This window comes from Vreelandella arctica, assembly GCF_037070215.1.
Lineage (GTDB): Bacteria > Pseudomonadota > Gammaproteobacteria > Pseudomonadales > Halomonadaceae > Vreelandella > Vreelandella arctica.
Genome location: NZ_JBANSN010000001.1, coordinates 243,260 through 257,634, shown reverse-complemented (window position 1 = coordinate 257,634; position 14,375 = coordinate 243,260). Strand labels below are relative to the sequence as shown.

15 protein-coding genes are annotated in these 14,375 nt (G+C 53.8%); 7 read left to right on the top strand and 8 right to left on the bottom strand.

The annotated features are described in order from the left end of the window. Positions 1-52: 52 nt before the first annotated feature. Together V8L70_RS01140 and lnt are read left to right on the top strand one after the other, a co-directional pair. Entirely contained in the window at positions 53-952 is a 900-nt protein-coding gene (locus tag V8L70_RS01140; RefSeq protein WP_101145639.1) for a CorC family transporter, read from the top strand. Positions 953-1,015: 63 nt separating this feature from the next. Then, entirely contained in the window at positions 1,016-2,497 is a 1,482-nt protein-coding gene (gene lnt, locus V8L70_RS01135) for an apolipoprotein N-acyltransferase (protein WP_336268556.1), read from the top strand. A 117-nt stretch (positions 2,498-2,614) separates the two neighbouring features. On the opposite strand, the gene V8L70_RS01130 is transcribed toward lnt, so the two are convergent. Next, the gene (locus tag V8L70_RS01130) at positions 2,615-3,676 is read right to left on the bottom strand and encodes an NAD(P)-dependent alcohol dehydrogenase (protein WP_336268555.1); all 1,062 of its coding nucleotides are present in this window, start codon (positions 3,674-3,676) and stop codon (positions 2,615-2,617) included. A gap of 248 nt (positions 3,677-3,924) precedes the next feature. On the opposite strand from V8L70_RS01130, the gene V8L70_RS01125 reads away from it, so the two are divergent. Then, on the top strand, positions 3,925-4,854 hold the full coding sequence (locus V8L70_RS01125) for an AraC family transcriptional regulator (RefSeq protein ID WP_336268554.1): 930 nt from the start codon (positions 3,925-3,927) through the stop codon (positions 4,852-4,854). Positions 4,855-4,868: 14 nt separating this feature from the next. Here V8L70_RS01125 and V8L70_RS01120 read toward each other — a convergent pair whose 3' ends face one another. After that, positions 4,869-5,294 (bottom strand): VOC family protein, encoded by a 426-nt coding sequence (locus tag V8L70_RS01120; protein ID WP_336268553.1) that lies wholly within the window; start codon positions 5,292-5,294, stop codon positions 4,869-4,871. Between the two features lie 133 nt (positions 5,295-5,427). Between V8L70_RS01120 and V8L70_RS01115 the strand changes: the two genes are divergently transcribed. Beyond that, positions 5,428-6,312, top strand: coding sequence for a LysR family transcriptional regulator (locus tag V8L70_RS01115; RefSeq protein ID WP_336268552.1), 885 nt, complete (start codon positions 5,428-5,430; stop codon positions 6,310-6,312). Between the two features lie 29 nt (positions 6,313-6,341). Further along, entirely contained in the window at positions 6,342-6,575 is a 234-nt protein-coding gene (locus V8L70_RS01110) for a DUF3820 family protein (RefSeq protein ID WP_022522550.1), read from the top strand. On the opposite strand, the gene V8L70_RS01105 is transcribed toward V8L70_RS01110, so the two are convergent. Continuing rightward, the gene (locus tag V8L70_RS01105; protein ID WP_336268545.1) at positions 6,572-6,919 is read right to left on the bottom strand and encodes a hypothetical protein; all 348 of its coding nucleotides are present in this window, start codon (positions 6,917-6,919) and stop codon (positions 6,572-6,574) included. The two genes, V8L70_RS01110 and V8L70_RS01105, sit on opposite strands and share 4 nt — an antisense overlap. 120 nt (positions 6,920-7,039) lie before the next feature. Here V8L70_RS01105 and V8L70_RS01100 point away from each other — a divergent pair, with 120 nt between their 5' ends. Beyond that, on the top strand, positions 7,040-7,807 hold the full coding sequence (locus V8L70_RS01100) for a DUF1499 domain-containing protein (RefSeq protein WP_336268544.1): 768 nt from the start codon (positions 7,040-7,042) through the stop codon (positions 7,805-7,807). 41 nt (positions 7,808-7,848) lie between these two features. Here the strand turns inward: V8L70_RS01100 and V8L70_RS01095 are convergent, their stop codons facing one another. The 5 genes from V8L70_RS01095 to V8L70_RS01075 form a co-directional block, all read right to left on the bottom strand. Continuing rightward, a complete protein-coding gene (locus V8L70_RS01095) occupies positions 7,849-8,211 on the bottom strand; it encodes a ribbon-helix-helix domain-containing protein (RefSeq protein ID WP_008957361.1) in 363 nt (120 codons plus the stop codon). A gap of 121 nt (positions 8,212-8,332) precedes the next feature. Beyond that, positions 8,333-8,902, bottom strand: a complete 570-nt coding sequence (locus tag V8L70_RS01090; RefSeq protein ID WP_008957362.1) for a DJ-1/PfpI family protein — start codon at positions 8,900-8,902, stop codon at positions 8,333-8,335. Between the two features lie 115 nt (positions 8,903-9,017). Then, complete coding sequence (locus V8L70_RS01085; RefSeq protein ID WP_336268543.1) at positions 9,018-11,117, bottom strand: methyl-accepting chemotaxis protein; 2,100 nt, start codon at positions 11,115-11,117, stop codon at positions 9,018-9,020. Positions 11,118-11,176: 59 nt separating this feature from the next. Continuing rightward, positions 11,177-12,322 carry an ABC transporter substrate-binding protein gene (locus V8L70_RS01080; RefSeq protein ID WP_336268542.1) on the bottom strand — a complete coding sequence of 382 codons (1,146 nt, stop codon included), beginning with the start codon at positions 12,320-12,322 and terminating at the stop codon, positions 11,177-11,179. 328 nt (positions 12,323-12,650) lie between these two features. Next, complete coding sequence (locus V8L70_RS01075) at positions 12,651-13,265, bottom strand: flavin reductase family protein (protein WP_008957365.1); 615 nt, start codon at positions 13,263-13,265, stop codon at positions 12,651-12,653. A gap of 109 nt (positions 13,266-13,374) precedes the next feature. Between V8L70_RS01075 and V8L70_RS01070 the strand changes: the two genes are divergently transcribed. Continuing rightward, positions 13,375-14,322, top strand: a complete 948-nt coding sequence (locus V8L70_RS01070; RefSeq protein ID WP_336268541.1) for a D-2-hydroxyacid dehydrogenase family protein — start codon at positions 13,375-13,377, stop codon at positions 14,320-14,322. The last annotated feature ends 53 nt before the right edge of the window (positions 14,323-14,375 follow it).

Sequence of the window (14,375 nt, the reverse complement as noted above, 5' to 3'; positions counted from 1 at the left end):
AACGCCGTAAATAAGATAGCAACTGTCTGCCCGCAAACGAGAGAATTGACGCATGAGCGAAGACCGATCGAGCAACCCCAATCAAAAATCCTGGCTCGAGAAAATCTTTGGCGCCCTTTCCGGAGACAATGACGAACCCAGCTCACGCGATGAGCTGATGACGTTTTTACGCCATACCGCAGGAAAACTAAAGCTGGATCAAGACGCCATCATGATCATCGAAGGCGCGCTTGAAATCAGCGACCAGCAAGTACGCGAAGTGCTGATACCGCGTTCCCAGGTGTCCGCCATCGCGCTGGATCAAACCAGCGACGGCTACCTACCCCTCATTCAGGAAACCGGCCACTCCCGCTACCCGGTGATTGGTGAAAACCTGGATGATGTGAAAGGTATTCTGCTGGTAAAGGATCTGTTACCGCTACTCTCCCAAACGCAGGCCCAGCGTGACGCTTTCAAGCTTGATGATATCTTGCGACCGGCGATGTTTATTCCTGAGTCAAAACGCCTTAACAGCCTGCTCAAAGAGTTTCGTGATACCCATAATCACATGGCCATCGTCGTTGACGAATACGGCGGCACTGCGGGCATTATCACCATTGAGGATATCCTTGAGCAGATTGTCGGCGACATCGAAGATGAACACGATACCGACGAAGAGGATGATATCCGCGAGATCGAAAATGGCCGTTTTGCCATTCGCGCGCTAACCCCCATCGAAGACTTCAACGAACGCTTTGACACTGAGTTCTCCGACGATGAGTTCGATACGGTTGGCGGCCTGGTAATGCAGCAGTTCGGCCATCTGCCTCGGCGCGGAGAACATACCATTCTTGGTGGCTGGCGATTTGTGATCCTCAATGCTGACACCCGGCGCATTCGTCTACTCGAAGCCTACCGTGACACGCGTCGTGATGACGAAGAAGACGATGACCAGGAGAACAAGCCAGCCTAGTCGCTGATCGTCACTCTGCTCTCTATCCGCTTTCTCGCACTTTACCGTAGATAGGTTATCGCTATGGGTTTACCCCCCGCGTTTTTGTTACAGCTGCTTGCCGCCCTGGTTGCTGGTGGATTCACCACCCTAACGGCCTCACCGTTTGAACTGTGGTGGCTTGGCCCGGTAGCGATTGGTTTACTTTACACGGGCCTGCACACGTTAACCCCCGCCCAGGCGGCTCTAAAGGGGTGGCTATATGGCGTGGCGCTCTTCGCCAGCGGCACTTCGTGGGTGTATGTCTCTATTCACGATTATGGCTATACCGGTGTACCACTGGCCGTTTTCCTAACTGTGCTGTTCGTGACGATTTTGGCGCTGTTTTTTGCCGGCACCTTCTGGCTCTATCGCCGCTTCACATCCGCTCGGCTCGCGTTTATCAGCTTTGCGGGCGCCTGGGTATTGGGCGAGGTGCTACGAACCTACCTGTTTACCGGCTTTCCCTGGCTGCTACTGGGCTCTGGCTATGTCGATTCGCCACTAGCCGCCTGGGCACCCGTTGGTGGCGTCTATCTGCTTTCTCTATTAGTAGCACTTAGCGGTGCGCTTGGTGCTGAACTACTGCTGCGCCGTCGGTGGTGGGCACTCGCACCACTGGCAGCGATTTGGCTAGTCCCGTTGGCATTGCCTCAGCAGTGGACCACGCCAGTAGATGAGCCCACTCGTGTCGCCCTGTTACAAGGTAATCTGCCGCAGCTGTTGAAGTGGACCCCTGAAGGGCAACGGGAGGCCGCTAACACCTACAGCGAACTAACTCGCGAAGTTGCCGACGACGTTGACCTGATTATCTGGCCTGAAACCGCTCTGCCGATGATGGAAACCCAGGCCCGCCCAGTGCTGGAACGAGTGCAATCTAACCTACCGCCCGATGTCGCCCTGCTCACCGGCATCGTTCAGCGCGACGACCAAGAGCGCTATTTCAATAGCGTCATTGGCGTAGGCAATGTAGAGGGCAGCTACCAGAAAGAGCACTTAGTGCCTTTTGGTGAGTACTTGCCGCTGGAAAGCGTACTCCGCGGGGCGATCGATTTCTTTGACCTTCCAATGTCGACCTTTACCAAAGGCGAGCACGAGCAAACACCCATGCAGGCCGCGGGGATAAATATAGGCAATGCGATCTGCTATGAAATTATCTACCCGCAGTTAGTTGCCCGCCGCGCGCAAGACAGCGGTGTCATCATGACGGTCTCCAACGACACCTGGTTTGGTGCCTCAATCGGCCCCCACCAGCATTTGCAGATGGCCCGTCTGCGAGCGCTAGAGAATGGCCGCTATGTGGTCCGCGCTACCAGCAACGGTATTACGGCGATTATCGACCCCGAAGGCCATATCGTGGAGCGCGCCCCGCAGTTCGAAACCACACTGATAACCGGTGAGTTCTACGCCATGGAAGGTTTGACACCGTTTACCCGCACAGGCAGTTGGCCCGCTTGGCTGCTAGCAGGCTTGTTGCTTTTACCCGGCGTCGTTGCCGCGCGCAGCAAACGTGACGTAAAAAGCTGATACGTAAAAAATCTGATACATAGTACTCGCCCGTAGCAAAATGGCCCGCGTCCTTTGTAGGACGCGGGCCATTTCGTTGTTTCAAGCTAGCGCTATGGGCAAGTGAATGCCAAAAGATTAGGCAGCGCTGTTTTTCAACGTCGCCATATCAATCACAAAGCGATAGCGTACATCGCCTTTTTCCATGCGCTCAAAGCCTTCGTTGATGTTGTTGATATCCAACATCTCGATATCACAGGTAATGCCTTGGTCAGCACACAGCTTGAGCAGCTCTTCGGTCTCGGCAATGCCGCCAATCAGCGAACCGGCAACCACACGGCGTTTGAAGACCAAGTTAAAGGCTTCAATGGCTGGCTCAATAGGTTCAAGCAAACCGACAATAATGTGCGTACCGTCGTACTTCAGCGACTTCAGGTAAGGGTTAAGGTCATGCTGTACGGGTACGGTGTCGAGCATAAAGTCGAAGGTATCAGCCACGGCATCCATCTGCGCCTGGTCGCTGGAAACCACCACGTGGTCAGCACCGTTGCGCTTAGCTTCTTCAACCTTGGCATCTGAGCGGGTGAATACGGTGACTTCCGCACCCAACGCCTTAGCCAGTTTAACGCCCATATGGCCTAAGCCACCCATACCAATCACACCAACTTTATGGCCTTGACCGACGCCATGGTGCTTGAGCGGTGAATAGGTCGTCACACCGGCACAAAGAATCGGCGCTGCTGAGGCTAGATCGATACCATCAGGCATCTGCAGTACAAAGTGCTCACTCACTACGATGGCGTCGGAGTAGCCACCCTGGGTTATGGTGCCGTCTTGGCGGTCTTCGCTACCATAGGTCATGGTGAAGCCTTCCAGGCAGTACTGCTCTACGCCATCTTTACAGGCGGCACAGGTACGGCACGAATCCACCATGCAGCCAACACCGACTAAATCACCGGCTTTAAAACGTGAAACCTTATCGCCGACCGAGGTCACGCGGCCGACAATTTCATGGCCGGGGACGACAGGGTACTGGCTCATTCCCCAGTCATTGCGGGCAAAGTGAAGGTCGCTGTGGCACACGCCACAGTAGAGAATTTCAATCGCCACGTCGTCCGGGCGCGGCTGGCGACGGTCAAAACTGAACGGTGCTAACGGTTTGTCCGCAGCAAATGCTGCATAGGATTTGGCTTGGCTCATCGGTGGGGCTCCATCTTGACTTCGCAACTAGACTTAAAAGCTGTTTTTTTCAAAACCAACTTTCAAAATCAGCAGACATTTCCTCGCGTGCGAGGTATGCCGACAGTATTGGCCTAATCCGTAAGGATAGCGATGAACGAAGCTACGCCATTTTTGCCAATTACTCCGATAGCACGTAATAAAATAACAAAAAATAGCTTAAAATCGCTATGATTATGCAAAAGCCACCAGAAACCAGAGAGAACCCCATGGCCTCCACCGCTCAGGCTGGCAATGCGCTGGCTGCTGTTATTGCACCACTCATTAAAAGCGACGGTATCAGTCAAACGACTCTGCCCGGCGTATCGTTACTCTGTTTAAGCCGCCACCAAGTGCGTACGCCGCTTCTCTATGAACCAAGCCTGACCATTATTGCCCAGGGGCAAAAGATGGGGTATCTGGGCGATCGTGAAATCCACTACGACCCCGGCCACTATTTAGTTCAAACGCTGCCCATGCCGTTTGAGTGCGAAACTTACGGTTCACCGGAAGCCCCGTTGCTGGGTATATCGGTACGCCTGGATCCGGCACTGTTGAGTGAGATGGTGACCGCCATGGGCGAGGCGGTACAACAGAACCAAACGCCACTGCCAATGGCATCAGTCGCCATGAACGATGGTATGCAAGACGCCGTACAGCGTTTGGCGCGCACACTGCATGCGCCTGTTGAATGCAAAACGATGGGCACGGCGCGTATTCGTGACGTGGTATTCGAGGCATTAAAGGGGGAGCAAGGCCAAGCGCTAAGGGCGTTGGTATTGGGGCATGGCAACTATTCGCGCATCGTGCAGGTGCTTTCGAGGCTTCATGCCAATTTTGCTGAAGACTTTAGCATTGAACAGCTGGCAGCCCAGGCCAATATGAGTCCGTCGACATTTCACCAGCACTTTAAGCAAATTACCCGTGCGTCACCGGCTCAGTACTTAAAGCGGCTGCGCTTAATCAAAGCCCAGCAGTTACTTTTGCAGGACAACCACAACGTCAATCAGGCCGCTGCGGCGGTTGGCTACCGCAGCGTGCCTCAGTTTAGCCGCGACTATAAGCGCTATTTTGGCGAGCCTCCGCTTCAACACCGTCGACAGGAACAGGCGTTACAGGCCGGACATCGGGGCGCCATAGCGTTTTACAGTCATTACTGATTACTTGGCAAAGTCTATTTTGCAAAGATCTGGCTCATATCTTTGAACGCCTTGAACTCCAGGGCGTTTCCGCAAGGGTCGAGCAGGAACATAGTGGCCTGTTCGCCCACTTCGCCTTTGAAACGTACGTAAGGCTCAATCACAAATTGTGTATCCCGCGCTTTCAGTCGCTCGGCCAGGGCTTCCCACTCATCCCACTGCAAAATCACGCCGAAATGCGGTACTGGAACGTTGTGACCGTCCACGGGATTGGTATGAGCGCTCTCTTGTCCCGGCGTTTTGGGTTGCTCGTGAATGACTAACTGATGGCCGAAGAAATTAAAGTCGACCCACTGCTCACTGGAACGCCCCTCTTCCAGGCCAAAAACGTCATTATAGAATGCCCGTGCCAGCGCAACATCGTAAACAGGAATCGCCAAATGGAAAGGTGAAAGGCTCATCGTCATCTCCAGCTTAAGTCGGTTTATGGGGATTGAGTGACACTTTGTGCTGCCACGCTGTATTCATCCTAGGGCGACGCATGGGAAAATAAAATCAATAACTATTTGGCTGATTCACAAAAAGGATTTATCAATGATCCGTGAGCTAAAGACGCTGATCGCGGTTGCCCAGGAAGGCACCTTTGCCGCAGCGGGTAACAAAATTGGCCTGACTCAAGCAGCGGTCAGTGCGCAGATGAAACGCCTTGAGGGAGAACTAGGCCTTGCCCTGTTTGAACGCAAAGGGCGTGCCGCCATATTGACCCAGCGAGGGCAAGAGACGTTGAAGCAAGCCCACGCCCTGCTGACGCTCTATAGCACGCTGGGCGTATCCATGTCAGGCCAGCCAGCCACACAACGGATCAATATCGGCGCCATCGCCTCCATCCAGCGCTCGCTACTGCCTGATGCACTCGCGCGCTTTCATCACGCTTATCACGATTGCTGTACCCACGTGGTACCGGGGCTTTCCATGGAACTGGTCAATCAGGTCGACGCTGGCGAACTGGATATGGCAGTGATAATTCGCCCGCCCTTTTCGCTACACAGTGATTTGCGCTGGACACCCCTAGCTCACGAGCCTTTTCGGTTAATCGTGCCGCCGAATATCAACGGCGACCAGTGGCGGGAACTGCTCTCCAACCAACCGTTTATCCGCTATGACCGTGCCTCTTTTGGGGGCAGACAGGTAGAGCGCTTTCTACGTGATAACCACTGCAATGTGCGCGAGGTATGCGAAGTCGACGAACTGGAAGCGATCATTAAGCTGGTCGCCAAGGAGGTAGGCGTGGCGCTGGTTCCCGAGGCCATCGCCCATTCACGCTGGCCAACCGGCGTGCGTGCGATTGATTTAGGCGAGCGTACCTTTCATCGTGATATAGGGCTGATCCATCCTACCAGTGGTCATTTGAGCGAACCCGCCCGAGCGCTTGCCCAATTGATTGGCGAAACGGCAGAACAACCTGATAATTGTGTTTAGCACGCAATCAAAGCCACAGGAGTTAATGCATGAAACCAGAGGATCTGGAAAAGCTAGTCACCCGTACCATGCCCTTTGGCAAGTATGAGGGCCGCCTGATCGCCGACCTCCCCGGCCCCTATTTAAACTGGTTTGCCCGGGAAGGATTTCCTTCTGGCGAGATTGGCCAGCTGCTTCATCTAATGCATGAAATCGATCACAACGGGCTTGGCCCGTTGCTTGACCCACTGCGTAAAACGCCCAGCCAGCGCGGCGAAACTTAACGTTGGCAATCTTCGCGCTCGTTGAGGGCGCTCTGAAACTCAGCCCGGTAAGCCGACTCGTGGAGGGTCGGGTCTTTGGGAAAACGGCCTAAAGCGACAGCTAACTCAAAGAAGCCCGTAGCGGGTAACCCATCGCCCCGGCGGCTGACGACTAAGGCGGCGATAAAAGGTGTTTGTTGCGCGGCGTCTTCACGCATTAACTGCTCAAGCGCTTGGGTAACTTGCCCAATGGTGCGCGGCGGCGTCAGCCCCAGCTCGGTGGCCACCTGCTGGTAGGTCATTGGCAGGGCTTCTTGCGGTGCGCTGAGAAGCAACTGACGTAAAGCGGTTACGTGATCGGTCATGTATATCCTATCGTCAGGTATTAAACGTTCAGATTGCCAATTGGCGTTGTATTTGTGCTAAGAATAGCTGGAAAGGATAGCTCAAAAGAATCGCTGAATACGATGTGACAAGGAGAGAACATGGCAATGCAACTGAAAGCGTCACACCCACGCGGTGGCCGCTGGCCAGGTATACTGGCAGGTTTAGCCATTCTGCTGCTTGTAGTGGCGGTACTGATGATGGCGGGCGCTGGCCCGGCTTATCGGGGCGAACTTATCAGCCTGGGCGAGGCGTTTAACTTACTACGTAACGGCGTCTATGCCGCAGGTGGTGCGGTGGCAGTCAGCATCATTACGCTGCTGCTGAGCATGCTCGCTCGTCGCTTCACATCAGCCTTGATGGCCTCGCTGGTCATTATCGCTGCGGCGGCGCTGCTTTTCGTACCTTGGCAGCACTGGCAACGTGCTCAAGAGGTACCGGCCATTCACGACATCACTACCGACACCCAGAACCCACCTGCTTTTGAAGCCTTAGCCAACGCGCGGCGTGCTGCCCCTAACGCGGTCGATTACCCTGGTGAGACAACCGCCCTGCAACAGCGAGCAGCCTACCCTCACATCAAGCCGATAATTGTAGATGAATCTCCGCAAACCGTACTGGCAGCTGCCCAAGCAGCGGCGGAAGAGTCTGGCTGGCGCATCGCCCGAATTACCAACAATCACATAGAGGCCACTGCAACCACGCGCTGGTTTGGCTTTGAGGATGACGTGGTCATTCGCTTAACCGAGCTGGACAAGGGTGTGCAGGTCGATATGCGCTCGGCGTCACGCCTGGGCGCAAGCGATGTGGGCACCAATGCAGCGCGTATTGAAGAATTTTTAAGTGCGCTGGAAGCACGGCTCGAATAACGGCTCTACTTCCTTCCCAGTCCCCTTCTCAGCCGCCGTTTTTAATGTAAGGAGTCCTGCCTGTTGCCAGCTTCACGCGCTAAAATTTGCTCCGCGTCCAGCGTGGCGATGGGTACTTGGTGCTGGACTGGAATATCGCCGCTCAATTGAAGCGCTTGGTAACGCAGGGCGCAAACGCGTAAAAACGAGGTGAAGTTACCCAAATCGTGCCCGGCATCAATCGATTCATGATACAGCCGGGTAATCATCTGGGCAGTATTCATTCCATCTCGCTGGGCGATCTCTTCAAGAATGTGCCAGAAATAGTTTTCCATCCGCACACTGGTGACCATGCCATCGATACGCAGCGAGTGCGTCGCACTGCGCCACAGCTCGGGATTGGCTTGAATAAAGAGTTTACACATAGGTGTTGCCTCTCGGCGTAATCTGTTCAAACGTGTGTTCAAACTACAAGCATAGCGGGGAAAAACATAGCGCGCCCAGCCGGGGCTGGGCGCAAAGGTAATTATGATAGTGCGGCTAGCTTTACTTATTTAACAGTGCCATAAATTGCGCCAGCCATGCCGGGTGGGCAGGCCACGCGGGAGCGGTGACCAAGTTGCCATCGGTCACCGCATCCGTCACTTCCAAATTGGCGAAGTGACCACCAGCAAGTTCTACCTCCGGCTGGCAGGCCGGGTAAGCGGAGCACTGCCGGCCCTCAAGCACTTTTGCAGCAGCCAAGAGCTGCGCACCATGGCAGATGGCCGCCACGGGCTTGTTGGTCTCGAAAAAGTGCTGAACCATTGTCAAGACTTCCTTGTTGAGACGAAGGTATTCCGGTGCGCGGCCACCCGGTACAACCAGTGCATCGTAATCGGCGGGGTTAGTGCTGGCGAAATCAGCATTCAGTGCGAAGCGGTGCCCAGGCTTTTCAGAATAGGTTTGATCACCTTCAAAATCATGAATCGCGGTTGCCACAGTATCGCCCGAGGCTTTACCAGGGCAGACAGCATCTACCTGGTGGCCGACGGCCATAAGTGCTTGAAACGGCACCATGGTTTCATAGTCTTCAGTGAAATCGCCGGTGATCATTAAAATACGCTTGCTGCTCATCTCAGTACTCCTTTTACCTATTTATCTTATGGTTATTGATCGAGTGTGTGAGCACACGCGAGGCGTGTGAGATGAGACTAGCAAGCGCTTTCCACCAGCAGGTAGTAATTGCTTACTACGTTGTAATTTCTTCCTTCTGTGGGAGTGACAGATGACGCTGTCCTGCCGTATCGCTTACCCGAAAGCGCCCTACCAGTGAATGCATATCACCGGCACGATCATCCAGTGTATGACTGGCCGTCGTGGCTTCTTGTACCAAGCGGGCATTTTGATGCGTCACCTGATCCAATTGCGAAATCGCTTGGTTGATCTGGTCAATACCTGCCGACTGTTCATGGGTCGCCCCAGCGATCTCGGTAACATAGCGCGTCACCTCACCCAGGCTATCAATGATCTCCTGAAGGTGCTTACTGGATGCGTTGACGAGTTGCTCGCCCTCGCTCACCTTAGCAACACTGTCGTCTACTAAATGACGAATTTGGGCCGCCTCCTCAGCGCTGCGTCCCGCTAACTTACGTACTTCCTGAGCCACCACAGCAAACCCGCGCCCCTGCTCGCCAGCCCGGGCGGCTTCCACGGAGGCATTTAGCGCCAACAAGTTAGTTTGGAAGGCAATATCGTCGATGGCTTTAATAATAGAGGTGATTTTTTCACTCGCCTCACGGATATCGCCCATTGCTGCCGTGGTACGCGTTGACACATCCCCTGCGGCACGTGCACGTTGATCAACGTTGCCACTGGCGTCTTTCGCCTGGTCAGCATACTCAGCCGTTTGCTTCACGGTAGCGGTAATCTGTTCAAGACTTGAGGCCGTTTCAGCCAGCGACGCTGCCTGCTGGTCGGTTCGTTGTGAGAGATTTTCATTGCCTGCCGCAATCTGTCGGCTGCTCGCCGCGATGGATTCAGCGCTTTCACGAATTTGCGCCACCATCCCTTCAAAAGTATCCATCATGCTATTAAACGCTTGAGCCGTCTGGCCTACTTCATCGTTGCGTTTAAGCTCAAGACGCTTGGAAAGATCAGCGTTCTCGCCAGCAGCGCCACTGATGCTTTCCATCTGGCGGCGCATTGCCACGAGCGGGCCCAACACACGCACCATTGTGCGCCAGCCAAAGATAGCAAGCAGCGCAATCACAATCAGTGTGACCATAATCAGTAACGAACGGCCAGCATTGGCTAACGTTTCCGCCTGGGTCGCGGCACTGTCAGCCTGTGCCACGGTATACGCTTCAACGTCACTTAACGCCGAGCGCATCTGCGCCATGGCTTGAGCGACATTGGTGAGCGCCGCTTGTACTTGTTCATGGAGTGCAAGCTGCTGCAAACGAAGCGCATAGACAGCGTTATCATCAGACACCATCAGCCCTTGCAGCTCGACAATAACCTCATCAAGGTTATTAATTAGCGCACGCTGCTCTACTTCGGTACTCGGAGCACTAGCGATTGCCGCCAACGACTGACGGGCAAGCCCGACCTGCTGGGCAATTTCATTGTGACGCAAATTGACCAGCGCATCGGAGCTCTCCAATTGCATCATTTGGCGGCCAAGATCCGATAGCTGCGCTAATGCCATGCGCGCGTTACCGCTTAAGCGTCCTACATCCACTTGCGCGGTAAACATATCGTCAAGTAGCTGGGTAGGCAGCGTAGTCATACCATCTTCACGCCAAGCTTCCACCAACTCAAGCTGGTCACGGTCACTGCGCACCTGGGCTAATGCGGTACGACCAGCAATATCTTCAGCGCTAAGCATCACTTGAGAGACAAGCGTTTGCATAGCACTAATACGTTCCGCCATCTGTGTTTGCAAACTCAGTTCTTCACGGCGAATCGCCTCAAGCGCCGTATCGCCTGCCAGTAACGCCTGATAATGACTATCCAATTCATTCAGGCTTTCACCGTGTTCCACCCCACTCAGCCCTTGGCGGGCGTTATGAAAGCGTTCATCCAACGCGGTTTGTGTGGTGATCTCATCAAGGCCTGCTGCGTTCTCAGCAGCAAGTAGATCCGCATGGCGTTGACCAAACGCGCCCATGGTGAGCACCATGCCCCGGCTGGCATCCTGAAGCGGTAATACCTCACCGGTGATATAGCGCTGCGAGTCGATGAGCCGTTGGTTGGTAGTCCAACCTGTTGCTGCTAGCACCACGGCGCCAAGCACTGCCGCTAGGAACAGGCTGATCAACATGGCTCTAATACTTAACGTTTTTTTCATTATCTGATTTCACTTGTGTCAGGGTCTTACAGGTAACTTAAGCCTAAATGCGGACGCTGTTACGGTAACAGGCTCGCCCACTCCACCGACTCAAAACGGCCGTTTGTGATAATGGTTGGCCATACCGCATCGCTAGCCTGATGATCATTGCGCCCAAGGCTGAGCGGCTCCTCCAGGCCAATATCGATGGCGCCTAAGCCCAGCAAGCCATCCACAATGGCATCACGATCCGGATCAGCGCCAGCCGCTTTAACACCTTCTACAAACACCTTCGCGGCGAGATAACCTTCGAGGGAGATAAAATCAGGCTCGCTACCGCGGGCGTGAGTTTCAAGCGCCTGGCGATAAGCTTTAACAGCAGGCAGTTCGGCATCCAGGGGCGGCACAACTTGGGTAATGATGACGCCTTCTGATAACTCGCCAAGCTCAACCATCAGCGCTTGGCTGCCCACAAAGGAGACATTCAAAAACACTGCATCGGGTAGATCGTTGTGGGCTTCACGGATAAAGTCTGCCGCGGGCCCGTAGGTGCCCACAATAATGATGGCACGTGGTGTGACTGGCGCTTGCAGAATGGTTGCCAACCCTTGGTGAATATTGCGCGTACCACGGGTAAATCGTCCATGTGCCAGCGCAGCGGTATTTTCAACGCCATGGGAGGTTAACGCTTGGATAGCGCCATTGTATCCTGCGTCGCCAAAGCTATCGTTCTGGGTAAAAAAGGCAATTTCCTCGGGCAGAACACCCGCTTCCAGCAGCCCATCCACCATCGCGGCGGTTTCCTGCACATAGCTGGCCCGGTAATTGATCACATAGCGGTCGGGCGGTGTCTTGCGCAATACGCCAGCACCTGTGAACGCACCATAAAGCAGCGTTTCATACTCGTTATAGATGGGAATGGTAACGGTGGCCGTCGGCGTACCCACGTTGCCGATCGCCGCCAACACGTCATCTTCTTGAATCAGTTGGCGGGTATTGCTGGCGGCTTTAAGTGGTTGGTATTGATCATCGCGTGCGATCAAGGCAAGTGTTTCACCATTCACCCCGCCTGCTGCATTAACCTCGGCAAAATAGGTCTCGATACCTTTTTGCATACCCAGCCCTAAAGGCGCAGCGCCACCGCTGGAAGGGGCGACAATCCCAAACGTAAGCTCTGCCTGCGTCAATGGTGAAACCAACAGCCCAGCGAATAACGTTATCCTCAACAACCTCGCTTTAATCATTTGTTTTTTAAAACATTTTTTTATTAACAATAGCGTTCCCAGTCGTTGCATTGATCTGCTCCTTGCTAGCTAGATCACTTCTCCACCCTATAAATGGCATGTTGAAAAACAGACAATGGGAACCATCGCATGCCTCCTACATTACCGATCTGTTACCTATTACTATCGGCAGCAGAATATACGACTAAAGGTTAGTTATCGTTAATTGCTAAGTAATTATTATTATCCACTGTGTAGCTACATTGAAACAAAGGGAAAGAATAGAAAAACAACCTTAAAAAATCATGATTTTATGTAAATTAAGCAGCTGCTAATCAGGACGCTCTATCGCAAAACGATCGCTAATGCGGATGTAATCACTGCCCGCTAGGCGACCTACTGGTTTGAGAAGATCCATATCCACATGGCGGCCGTCCCATAGCGCGTCATCAATATGAATAGAAACCACTTGCGCCAGTACTAACGTACCTGCCAAGGGTTGGTCACCGAACCGAATCATATCGAACAGTTTGCAGCCAAACGCCACAGGCGCATTAGCAATCCGCGGAACGCTCACGCCCGGCATAGCAGCCTTTTCAAGCCCGGCCAGGGTAAACTCATCCTCTCCTGGCGGCAGGCTGGCACTAGTGGTATTGAGCGCTTCAATTAACGCTTCACTCCCCACATGCACAACGCATTCTGCAACGTCATTTAAATTACGCACCGTATCTTTAAGCTCACCGCTGCCATTGAGCAGTGGTGAAAACGCCAGCACCGGCGGGTTGACGCTAGCGACATTGAAGAAGGAGAACGGTGCTAAATTAGTATTTCCCTGCTTATCCTGGGTAGACACCCAGGCAATGGGCCTTGGGCAAACAACGCCAGATAACAAGCGGTAAATAACACCGGGGCTTAGGGGGGAATCATCTAACAGATAGTTACTCATTTTGGGCTCCTTGACGGTTAGTGTTCAGGTTAGTATCACTTTATAACAACAAGGCCCACTAGGCCCTGTTTTACTATTACCGATGCGACCAGTTTAAGGAATCCTCTCTATGAAGATTGTCATTGCCGATGACTACCAGGACTGCGTGCGCCGTTTAGATGCCTTCAAGCAGCTAGAAGGCCACGATGTGACGGTGTATCACGACACATTAACCGACCTAGACGGGCTGAGTGAACGGTTCCAGGACGCCGAGGCGTTAGTGCTGATTCGTGAACGCACGCCTATCACGGCAGCCCTACTGGCGCGCTTGCCCAACCTGAAAGTCATTAGCCAAACGGGTGGCGGTGCAGCGCATGTGAATATGGCGGCTTGTCGCCGCCATGGCGTCACTGTCATGGCGGGCACTGGATCGCCTTATGCAGCGGCAGAATTAACCTGGGGTTTAGTCCTGGCGGCAATGCGTCATATACCGGCAGAAGTTGAGAACCTGAAAGCGGGCCGCTGGCAGTGCACGTTAGGTACCGGCCTTAAAGGACGCACACTAGGCATTTTTGGCTACGGAAAAATCGGCAGCCTAGTGGCACGCTATGGTCAGGCGTTTGAAATGAACGTGTTGGTGTGGGGTCGGGAAGGCACCCGCCAACGCGCCGCTGAAGCCGGGTTAGAAGTAGCCGAAAGCCAAGCTGCGTTGTTTCAGCGCTCAGATGTGCTAAGCCTGCACCTTCGCTTGAACGACGAAACCCGCGGTATCGTCACTGATGAATCACTCGCCCAGATGAAACCTACATCTCTGCTGGTAAATACTAGTCGTTCACAGTTAGTGGTGCCCGGTGCGCTTGAGCAGGCGCTTATAGCTGGGCGCCCTGGTCAGGCAGCGGTGGATGTCTTCGATGCGGAACCGGTCATTGAAAACTCGTTGCTGGCATTGCCTAATTTAGTCGCCACGCCTCACCTTGGCTATGTAGAAAAAGATAGCTATGAGCTCTATTTTGGCGATGCCTTTAGCAACCTGCTAGCTTACATGGATGGTCAACCGATTAACAATTTAGCGGGCTAACGGAGCGCGCTAAGTAGGCTAACCATCCCCGTCTCTGTGCCAATTGTGCTAGC

Excerpts from the sequence above, each read along its gene's own strand:
- V8L70_RS01110 (WP_022522550.1), top strand. The coding sequence starts at position 6,342 with ATGAAACCAGAGGATCTGGAAAAGCTAGTCACCCGTACCATGCCCTTT.
- lnt (WP_336268556.1), top strand. The coding sequence starts at position 1,016 with ATGGGTTTACCCCCCGCGTTTTTGTTACAGCTGCTTGCCGCCCTGGTT.
- V8L70_RS01070 (WP_336268541.1), top strand. The coding sequence starts at position 13,375 with ATGAAGATTGTCATTGCCGATGACTACCAGGACTGCGTGCGCCGTTTA.
- V8L70_RS01125 (WP_336268554.1), top strand. The coding sequence starts at position 3,925 with ATGGCCTCCACCGCTCAGGCTGGCAATGCGCTGGCTGCTGTTATTGCA.
- V8L70_RS01105 (WP_336268545.1), bottom strand. The coding sequence starts at position 6,919 with ATGACCGATCACGTAACCGCTTTACGTCAGTTGCTTCTCAGCGCACCG.
- V8L70_RS01120 (WP_336268553.1), bottom strand. The coding sequence starts at position 5,294 with ATGAGCCTTTCACCTTTCCATTTGGCGATTCCTGTTTACGATGTTGCG.
- V8L70_RS01095 (WP_008957361.1), bottom strand. The coding sequence starts at position 8,211 with ATGTGTAAACTCTTTATTCAAGCCAATCCCGAGCTGTGGCGCAGTGCG.
- V8L70_RS01085 (WP_336268543.1), bottom strand. The coding sequence starts at position 11,117 with ATGAAAAAAACGTTAAGTATTAGAGCCATGTTGATCAGCCTGTTCCTA.
- V8L70_RS01130 (WP_336268555.1), bottom strand. The coding sequence starts at position 3,676 with ATGAGCCAAGCCAAATCCTATGCAGCATTTGCTGCGGACAAACCGTTA.
- V8L70_RS01090 (WP_008957362.1), bottom strand. The coding sequence starts at position 8,902 with ATGAGCAGCAAGCGTATTTTAATGATCACCGGCGATTTCACTGAAGAC.
- V8L70_RS01100 (WP_336268544.1), top strand. The coding sequence starts at position 7,040 with ATGGCAATGCAACTGAAAGCGTCACACCCACGCGGTGGCCGCTGGCCA.
- V8L70_RS01115 (WP_336268552.1), top strand. The coding sequence starts at position 5,428 with ATGATCCGTGAGCTAAAGACGCTGATCGCGGTTGCCCAGGAAGGCACC.
- V8L70_RS01140 (WP_101145639.1), top strand. The coding sequence starts at position 53 with ATGAGCGAAGACCGATCGAGCAACCCCAATCAAAAATCCTGGCTCGAG.
- V8L70_RS01075 (WP_008957365.1), bottom strand. The coding sequence starts at position 13,265 with ATGAGTAACTATCTGTTAGATGATTCCCCCCTAAGCCCCGGTGTTATT.